General features: G+C 39.4%; 7 protein-coding genes. 6 read left to right on the top strand and 1 reads right to left on the bottom strand.

Annotation, left to right across the window (positions count from 1 at the left end; translation table 11 throughout):
* The 3 genes from GVV20_RS09780 to GVV20_RS09790 all read left to right on the top strand — a co-directional run.
* On the top strand, positions 1-698 hold a 698-nt coding region (locus GVV20_RS09780; protein ID WP_284693468.1), incomplete at its 5' end, for an ABC transporter ATP-binding protein.
* Positions 692-3,760: an FtsX-like permease family protein gene (locus tag GVV20_RS09785; protein WP_159740789.1), complete on the top strand. Its 3,069-nt coding sequence runs from the start codon at positions 692-694 to the stop codon at positions 3,758-3,760. The genes GVV20_RS09780 and GVV20_RS09785, both read left to right, overlap by 7 nt.
* Positions 3,761-3,997: 237 nt before the next feature.
* Positions 3,998-5,320, top strand: a complete 1,323-nt coding sequence (locus tag GVV20_RS09790; RefSeq protein WP_159740788.1) for a hemolysin family protein — start codon at positions 3,998-4,000, stop codon at positions 5,318-5,320.
* A gap of 1 nt (position 5,321) precedes the next feature.
* Here the strand turns inward: GVV20_RS09790 and GVV20_RS09795 are convergent, their stop codons facing one another.
* A complete protein-coding gene (locus GVV20_RS09795) occupies positions 5,322-5,747 on the bottom strand; it encodes an RrF2 family transcriptional regulator (RefSeq protein WP_159638138.1) in 426 nt (141 codons plus the stop codon).
* 136 nt (positions 5,748-5,883) lie between these two features.
* Here GVV20_RS09795 and cysK point away from each other — a divergent pair, with 136 nt between their 5' ends.
* The 3 genes from cysK to alaS all read left to right on the top strand — a co-directional run.
* Positions 5,884-6,813 (top strand): cysteine synthase A, encoded by a 930-nt coding sequence (gene cysK, locus GVV20_RS09800; protein WP_159740787.1) that lies wholly within the window; start codon positions 5,884-5,886, stop codon positions 6,811-6,813.
* Positions 6,814-6,867: 54 nt separating this feature from the next.
* The gene (locus GVV20_RS09805) at positions 6,868-7,488 is read left to right on the top strand and encodes a GntR family transcriptional regulator (RefSeq protein ID WP_159740786.1); all 621 of its coding nucleotides are present in this window, start codon (positions 6,868-6,870) and stop codon (positions 7,486-7,488) included.
* 259 nt (positions 7,489-7,747) lie between these two features.
* Positions 7,748-9,233: alanine--tRNA ligase (gene alaS, locus GVV20_RS09810; RefSeq protein WP_250690189.1), on the top strand; the 1,486-nt coding region annotated here is incomplete at its 3' end.

A 9,233-nucleotide genomic window follows, 5' to 3' on the forward strand; every position in this document is an offset into this window, starting at 1 on the left:
GCTATATAGAAATTAAAGATATTACAAAAGTATACAAAGTTGGTGATGTGGAAATCAGAGCATCCGATGGTGTAACGTTTAATTTAGATCAAGGAAAATTTATTGTTGTCGTGGGACCTTCAGGTGCTGGAAAAACGACGGTCATGAATATTCTTGGGGGCATGGATCAACCGACATCCGGAACGGTTATCGTCGATGGAAAAACGATCACAGACCTCAACGATCGAGAAATGACTCAGTACCGTCGCGATGATGTCGGCTTTGTCTTTCAATCGTACAACTTAATTTCTAATCTTACGGCTCTTGAGAACGTAGAGCTTGCAACTCAAATTCGAAAAGAAGCGAAAAATCCCAAAGATGTTTTAAAACAAGTAGGGTTAGAAGCACGTTTGGATAATTTTCCTGCACAATTAAGTGGTGGAGAACAACAACGTGTTGCGATAGCACGGGCAATTGCCAAAAACCCTAAACTCTTGCTGTGTGATGAGCCAACAGGAGCCCTAGATACTGAAACCGGCCAACAAATTTTGCGGGTCCTTCGCGAGTGTTCGGATATTTACGGTATGACCGTGGTCATCATTACACATAATCAAACAATTACTGAAGTCGCCGATCGTGTCATTGAAATTAAAAATGGTCGCGTTGTATCCGATCGCGAAAATATGTTTGTGAAAGATGTGGATGATATCAAATGGTAAAAGATATACTGCGTGAAATTAAAGCCAAATGGTTTCAATTTATCGCAATCGTTACGATTACTGCATTGGGTGTTGGTTTCTTTGCTGGAATTCGTGTTACAGGATACGACATGCGAACGACAGCCGACCGTTATATGGAAACGAGTGAGGCACTCGACTTTGAATATCGCAATACTCTAGGAATTGACCAACAAATGTTAGATGAGCTGACAGCCATCGTTGATGGAAATGCGGTGGGAGTGTACGATACGGATGCATTTATCGGTATTTCTCAGGGAGACGCTGTAGTTCATGTTGTGGAATTAAATGATAGTACGTCCCGTGATCTAACACTTATTGAAGGACGTATGCCTACACAAAAAAATGAAGTTGTCGTCGATAGTATGTTTAAGGAACGTAGCAACTTTCAAATAGGTAGTAAAGTCCAACTTAAGAGTAATGATATCTTTGAGGCATCAGATCTGACGATTGTAGGTTATGTCCAGTCCAATCTCTATATGAACCTTGAACGCGGGTCCACAACCATCGGTTCGGGAAATGTTTCAGGTTTTATTTATGCCCAGGACTTGGATAAAAAAGTAGATGTTTACACAAGTGCACGGTTCAATCTTAGCCCTGACGCTGATGTGAGTGTCCAACGCCAAGCTGTCATTGACCAGGAACAGGCATTAATTAAAAATCGCTTTGATCGCTTAAGTGCTCCGATTATTGAAGAACTTGAAGCAGCTCAGAAGACCCTAAATGCAGAGAACGAAACAGCTGTTACAGAAATTAATAAAGCAAAACAAGACTTAGCAACAGCGAAAGAAACACTTGATGCAGCCTATATTGATTTGAACGCGGGATTAAATACTATGGCGCAAGGACTTGGCACGCAAACCGTAACGGGATCGCTACAAGATAAGCTTGATGCACTTGTACGCATTACGGATGGAAAAGTAAATGTCGATATAAAACAATTGACTGACGGCATTGCACAAATTGACGCAAATCTTAGCCTGATTGAAGCAACAGAAGCTGAACTCAACATGGGAATTACTCAAGTTGAAGCAAAGAAAGCAGAAGCTATTGCATCGTTAACGGATCCTGATTTAACCGAAGCGGAAAAAGCAGCCATTGAAGCAAGCATTGTACTGCTTGACACTAACCTTGCGGAATTGAATGCTCAAAAAGAACAACTGCTTGCCCAAAAAGCGGGGGCAATCGCAATGAAGCAAGATTTAGAATCAAAACTTGCGGAAGCAAATGCGGGGATTGATGCACTTCGAAGTTCTCAAGCAACACTTCAATCAGGTATTACGCAATACAACTCAGGAATGGCAACTTACGAAAAGGGTGTCCAAACCTTAGAAACAAAAACGACCGAAGCCGCAGCCGCTATCAATGATGCACAACGCAAAATCGATAATGGCTACACTGAACTCGAAAGTAAAAATAATGGAAAACAATTTGTCTTGGAGCGTAAAGATGTACTAATTGGCTATAACGAATTCTATCAAGATAGTGACCGTATTGAAGCCATCGGTCAAGTCTTTCCACTAATATTCTTTGGTGTCGCAATTCTTGTTACGTTGAGTACCATTTCACGAATGATTGACGAATCACGATCCCAAATTGGTGTTTATAAAGCCTTGGGTTATAGTTGGATTTATGCCTCTATGAAGTTTGTTGGATTTGCATTCTTTAGCTGGTTCATTGGTTCGGTACTCGGCATTATCTTTGGCTTCTACCTTATTCCCACACTTATTTATGATGCATATCGAATTATGTATCAAACACCACCGCTTGTGCCAGAAATTGTCTGGTCGTATGCATGGCAACCGCTGCTTGTCAGTTTTATTTCGAGTGTCGGGATTGCATTTGTGAAAGCGGCGAAAGTGAGTCGTGAGGGAACAGCGAATCTCTTACGTCCGCCGATGCCTAAAGCAGGAAACCGGATGCTCTTAGAACGGGTAACGCCAGTGTGGAGTCGCCTAAGTTTCCTCTATAAAGTTAGCTTACGGAATCTGTTCAGAAACAAAACACGGTTCATGATGACCTTAATCGGTATCGGAGGTTGTGCAGGATTGCTAATAACTGGAATTGGGATTCGCCATTCAATTTACTCCATTGTCGATAAACAGTTTGATACCATAAATAAATATGACGGTATGATTATGCATGATGGTGCAAGTGATTTCGATGATGTATCCTTTACCGCAAAATTAGATGTCACATCCGAATTTGTCGATGTCGCAGGTACCAATAGCCAATTATTTGTAGTTGAGGACTTTGAAAAATTACCAGAATTTGTATCGATGCAAACACGCCGTAACCAAGAACCCATTCCGTTACAAAATGATACTGTTGTAATTACTGAAAAATTAGCGATTCTCGAAGGGTTAAGTATTGGGGATCCATTCACGCTTCAACAGAACGATGTTGATTATACCTTTACGGTAGGCGGGATTACAGAAAACTATGTCCTTCATTATGTCTACATGAGTGACGAAACCTACGAAGCAGTGACAGGTAAGGCCATTCACCCGAATCTAACGCTCTTTAATACGGACGCCGATCATGCCATGCTTTCAGAAAAAATCCTCGCACATGATAATGTCTATTCGGTTCAATATATGGATGTTATGCAAGAAACATACCGAGAGTCCATGGGTAACTTTGATATCGTCGTGTATGTAATCGTCGGCGCAGCATTCGCTCTTGAGCTGATAGTTTTACTCAACCTTATTACAATGAATATGAGCGAACGTAAAAAAGAACTTGCTACCTTAAAAGTCTTAGGATTCTATCCAAAAGAATTATCGACCTATATCATGCGAGAGAACATTATCTTAACGCTCATAAGTGTCTTGGGTGGAATAGTTTTTGGGTTTGTGTTGCACCGTTATGTTGTCTTATCCGCAGAACTGGATGCAATTATGTTTAACCGAGAACTGCAATGGTCAAGTATCATAATCGCAACACTCATTACATTTGTTATATCGGTTGTGACCAATCTTGTGATGTCACGCCGTGCCAATGATGTTAACATGAGCGAAGCACTCAAAACCTTTGATAACTAAAACTCCTTCGGGAGTTTTCTTATTTTGAAACAGAATTGAATCAGACCAACTTAGTTGACAATAAAGACCCGATTTGTGTAAAATTATGAGTAGAATATATAAATGGAGGATTGTTTGTGGAAAACAGTGACCAGGACAGTTGTAGTCCTACGTGTTTTATTTTAAATATAATAAATCATAAAATTGATGTGGAGAAGGCGTTCAGATCCTTTTTGTTTATAAAGGAGGAGGCATAATATGGGTTTACAAATTGTAATGTTACTTGTATTGGTAATGCTAAATGCGTTCTTTGCAGGAAGCGAACTTGCGTTCGTATCGATTAACAATAACAAACTTAAACAAATGAAAGAGGAGGGGAATAAGAAGGCGGCTACGGTTTTAGCTTTAAAGGAAAACCCAAACCAATTCTTATCAACCATCCAAATTGGTGTTTCACTTGCAAGTATTTTATCTGGGGCATTTGCGTCTGAAGCATTTGCGCAAGTCTTAACAGATTGGATAACAGCGAATGCGAACTTAACACCAGCCGTTGTTAAACCAGGGGCTATGATTGCAGTTACATTATTGACTTCATATCTGATGCTTGTGTTTGGAGAACTTGTTCCAAAACGAATTGCGATGACCAATCCGCAAGGGTTTGCGTTCTTTGTAGTTTACCCAATTTCGATACTTTCAAAAATTACGAAACCAATCGTTAAGTTCTTGTCAATGTCGACTAACCTAATTTTACGTTTAGTTGGTATTGATCCGCATGCTGCGGAAGAAGAAGTAACGGAAGAAGAAATTCGAATTATGGTTGATGCAGGAGAAATTGATCTCAATGAAAAAGAAATGATCAATAATATCTTTGAATTTGATAACCAAGAAGTGTCAGACATTATGACACACCGTACAGATATCGTCGGAATCGATGCAACAAGCACTTTTGAAGAAATTATGAATCTCGTAGATGAAGAGCGTTTTACGCGTTATCCAATCTATGACGATAGCATTGATAAAATCATTGGTATTATTCATTTGCGTGATTTGCTTCGATACGTTAAAGAAGCAAACGGAAAACCATTTGATATTAAAGAGCTTATTCGTGAACCTTATTATGTTCCCGATTCAAAACGAATTGATGAACTCTTTAGAGAACTCCAAAATGTCAAAATGCATATGGCCATTGTTATCGATGAATATGGTGGGACGGCAGGAATTGTGACTATGGAAGATCTTATTGAAGAAATTATGGGAAACATCATGGATGAGTATGATGATGAAGAAGGTAACGAAATTGTTGAAGTGCACGAAGGGGAATACCTTGTTGAAGGCCTCGTTGACCTCGAAGAACTTGAGGATGTATTGGAAATTGGATTGCCAATTGACGACTATGATACACTCAGCGGTTTCCTTGTAAGTGAACTTGGACGTATTCCAACAATGGAAGATGTTATCAATGATGAGTCTGATACTGTCTTTGGTGGTTATCGATTCTCTATTATTGAACTCGATGAGAAAGTTATCGCAAAAGTACGCGTAACAAAAGAAAAGCAAGTCGAAGCCGACTTGCAAAATTAATCTATATATAATACATTATGGCATCGCCGGATTCAGATTTTATGATTTCGGCGATGTCTTTTAATCGAATCGCTTCGAGGCGTTCACGAATTGATTGATCCAATGGTGTATACAAGTGTGTGCATAACACGCGATTGATGACATCATCATCAGTTGATGGTGGTGTTTTCTCAAAAAGTGAAGGCTCCAATGCGAGTAAGATATTCAACATATTACAATTATTAGATTTCAAGTAATAACCACCTGCAGGACCTTTCACAGCATCTACTAGGTTGGCTTGTTTCAAGCTCGAAAAGACTTGTTCGAGATAAATCTTCGAAATATTGAGATGTTTCGCAATATTTACAAGAGTGGTCAGTTCCTGGTCGTTGATATGCATATAAGTTAAGGCAGCGATGCCATAACGTGTACGTGCGGATAATTTCATTTTTATCACATCCTTATTCACTATGTTATTCGTTTTGAAAATTAATGTCAATCATTCTAACCATTTCAGTTTACGAACGGATAATCGTTGTGATATACTTAAAACATAGTTAACATATCGAAAAGGTGGGTTTAAAATGAAAATCTATAAAAACATTCGCGAATTAATTGGAAATACACCACTGATTGCACTTGAAAATATTTCTAAAGCAGAAGGTGCAGTTGCTGATGTTTATGCTAAGGTTGAATACTTCAATCCAAGTGGCAGTGTAAAAGATCGCGCAGCATTGGGAATGCTTACCAAAGCATTTGAAGAGGGTGTTATCAATAAAGATACTGTCATCATCGAACCAACAAGTGGTAACACAGGAATTGGGCTTGCTTCAATTGGAGCATCATTAGGTATGAAAGTAATTCTTACAATGCCTGAAACGATGAGTGTTGAACGCCGTAATCTTCTAAAAGCGTACGGTGCAGAAGTAGTATTAACTGAAGGTCCGCTTGGGATGAAAGGTGCGATTGCGAAGGCAGAAGAGCTCAAAGGATCGTACGATAATGCATTTATCCCATCACAATTTGAAAACTACTCCAATGCTGAAATGCACTACAAAACAACTGGCCCAGAAATCTTTAATGATACCGATGGGAATGTCGACATTCTCGTTGCTGGAATTGGAACCGGTGGTACGATTACCGGAACTGGTAAGTTCCTTAAAGAAAAGAAATCGGACATCAAAATTGTGGCTGTTGAGCCGGCAAGTTCAGCGGTATTAAGTGGTGAAAGTCCATCACCTCATAAAATTCAAGGAATTGGCGCCGGATTTGTACCTGGAATTCTTGATACAGAGATTTATGATTCAATATCCAAAGTTACTGATGATGAAGCAATTACAATGGGACGCCGTTTAGCACGCGAAGAAGGGCTACTAGTTGGGGTGTCTTCCGGAGCAGCCGTAAGTGCAGCAATGAAACTTGCAGTACTCCCTGAAAACAAAGGAAAGACAATCGTAGTCGTCTTACCAGATACGGGAGAACGTTACCTTTCAACGCCAATGTTTGCAGAGTAAGAACTGTTATTAACAGTTCTTTTTTGATATATTAGTAGAAGAAGAGGTGACCGAATGAAAGATATGAAGAAACAACCACGCTATCAACAAATTGCAATGGATATTGCTGCCCGGATAGCACGTAATGATTTTGAAGAGGGCCAACGAATATCTGGACGTTCGGTACTATCTAGCGAATATGCAGTGTCTCCAGAGACAATTCGAAGAGCAATCAATTTGCTTGAAGAGGAGAATGTCGTTGAAGTAGCACCCAATTACGGTGTCATCGTTGGTACAAAAGTACAAGCGCTTGCCTACTTGGATGGTAATGCATCGGTAAATGACGCGACAGCATTAAAACATAAACTGGCATCTCTCATGGACAAACGTCATGAGCTCGATACAGAGATCAACAACGTGATTCAAGAAATCATGGATATTTCAAGTCGTTTTGCGTCATCGGACCCCCTAAGACGGTTTGAGTACAACATTGATCCTTCCTCAAAGCTCGTTGGTAAGAGTATACGCAGTTCGTCATTTTACCAAATTACGAATATGACAATCATAGCAATTAATCGTCGTGGCGCGATGATGTTATCACCTGGACCAGATGCAGTTTTTGAAGCACAAGATGTTCTTGTGGTTGTTGGACATATTCAAGATGTGATTAAGGTTGAAATGCTAGTGCAAGGCTAGGCATAGCCTTTTTTTTGTGATAAAATCAAAGGGAAAATCGTACCAAAGATATACTTGTATTAAATTCTTCTTAAGAGAGAGATGGGTTGGTGAAACATCTTGTGGAATTAGTAAAAGTGCTCCTTTGACAGATGGGTCGCGTACCCCGTAGTGTTTGCGTTAAAAACATTGAGGTGTATACGGCTAGTATAAATCAGGATGGTACCGCGTGAAAACGTTCCTGTTGGGGATGTTTTTTTTATATTCAGGAGGAAGAGAAATGAAACAACTAACAAGTCAACAAATACGGACAATGTTCTTGGAGTTCTTTGAATCAAAGAACCACATGATTGAGCCAGGGGCACCCCTTGTTCCAATCAATGATGATACATTGCTATGGATTAATTCAGGTGTTGCAGCTTTGAAACGCTACTTTGATGGTTCTGTAAAACCACAAAATCCGCGTATTACAAATATTCAAAAGTCCCTACGTACAAATGATATCGACAATGTCGGTCGTACTGCACGTCATCATACATTCTTTGAAATGATGGGAAACTTTTCTATTGGAGATTATTTCAAAAAAGAAGCAATTGCATATGCATATGAATTCTTGTTTTCTGACCAATGGTTAGGACTTGATGTGAATAAAGCATACTTTAGTGTACATACGCTTGACAATGATGCGTTCAACTACTGGGTAAATGATCACGGTGTTGATCCTGCTCGAATCTTACGTACTGAGGATAATTATTGGATGATTGGAAATGGTCCTAGTGGTCCGAACAGTGAAATTTTCTATGATCGTGGTGAAAAATACGACCCTGAAAACATTGGGGAAAAGCTCTTTTTCGAAGATTTGGAAAATGATCGTTATGTCGAGGTATGGAACGTAGTGTTCTCGCAATTTGATGCTGTAGAAGGTCAACCCATTGAGACGTTCAAAGAATTACCGCAGAAAAATATTGATACGGGAATGGGCTTTGAACGCCTTGTAAGTATTGTTCAAGAAACAGATACTAACTTTGAAACAGATCTTTTCCAACCACTATTATTAGCAATTTCGAATTTGACAGACATCAAATACGAAGAGAATGTAATGGCATATCGCGTTGTTGCGGATCATATTCGTTCATTAGTCTTTACACTAGCTGATGGCGCACTATTTTCCAATGAAGGTCGTGGTTATGTTCTTCGACGTCTCTTACGTCGTGCAGTTCGTTTCGGGAAAGTTCTCAATATTGAGGGTTTGTTCTTAAGTGAATTAGTGGATGTTGTAGTAGACACTATGAAACCTGCATATCCATATCTTACAGATCGTCAAGATATGATTAAAGAATTGATTCTTAACGAAGAAAAACGTTTTGCAAAAACATTAAGTGGTGGTGAAAAATTATTACTAGATACGATTGAACATCTCGAAGATGACAAATTACCTGGAGCAGTTGCTTTCAAACTTTACGACACATATGGATTCCCAATTGAGTTAACGCAAGAAATTGCGCAAGAGCACCACATTGAAGTTGATTTGGATGGATTTAAAGTGAGTCTTGAAGCACAACGTGAACTCGCACGTTCAAGTCGAACAAAATCTGAGTCAATGGGATCTCAACAGGAAGACATCATGAATTTCAAAGAATCCAGCGAATTCTTGTATGAAGATCTTGAAACACAGGCAAAAGTGATTGGATTGTTTGTGGATGGTAAACAAGTGACGTCCTTTGAAGGAAAAGGACAGGTTATCTTCGATAAGACAGTATTCTATG

The sequence above is a fragment of the Erysipelothrix aquatica genome, from assembly GCF_009828775.2.
Classification (GTDB): Bacteria; Bacillota_I; Bacilli_A; order Erysipelotrichales; family Erysipelotrichaceae; genus Erysipelothrix; species Erysipelothrix aquatica.